Origin of the sequence: Brevundimonas sp., assembly GCF_036659295.1 — a bacterium.
Lineage (GTDB): Bacteria > Pseudomonadota > Alphaproteobacteria > Caulobacterales > Caulobacteraceae > Brevundimonas.
Genome location: NZ_JAVXCU010000165.1, coordinates 1 through 691 on the forward strand (window position 1 = coordinate 1; position 691 = coordinate 691).

Annotated in this window: 1 pseudogene; it reads right to left on the minus strand. The window is 58.6% G+C overall.

Features of this window, described 5'->3' with window-relative positions:
• Positions 1 to 691, minus strand: a pseudogene (locus RSB01_RS14145) (DNA-directed RNA polymerase subunit beta'); the annotation flags it as partial.

The window sequence follows — 691 nt, forward strand, 5'->3', positions numbered from 1 at the left end:
TTCAATGTTGGTCATACCGGTCAATTCGTCAGTCTGACGCTTGATCGTGATGCCTTCTTCCATGCCCACGTAGGTCACGGTACCTTTCATTTCGGTAACGATCGGGTGGGTGTGCGGGTCCCACTTGGCGACGATTGCGCCAGCGTCGACCTTGTCGCCTTCCTTCACGGAAATCACCGCACCGTACGGCAGCTTGTAACGCTCACGCTCACGACCGAATTCGTCGGCAATCGCCAACTCACCGGAACGCGATACGGCAACCAGGTTACCGTCGGCACGCTCAACCTGCTTCAGGTTGTGCAGACGTACCATACCGCCGTTCTTCACCTGGACGCTGTCGGCAGCCGAGGTCCGGCTTGCAGCACCACCGATGTGGAACGTACGCATGGTCAGCTGGGTACCCGGCTCACCGATCGACTGGGCAGCGATAACGCCGACAGCTTCACCGATGTTCACATTGGTACCGCGTGCCAGATCGCGACCATAGCAGTGGGCGCAGATACCGGCTTCAGCTTCACAGGTCAGGGCCGAACGGACCTTGACCGAGGCCACGCCCAGTTCGTCGATAACGTCGACTTCTTCTTCCTGCAGATAGGTATCTGCCGGGAACAGGACGTTGTCGGTACCTGGTTCCATGATGTTCTCAGCCGCATAGCGACCCAGAACACGTTGGCCCAGCGAAACCAGAACG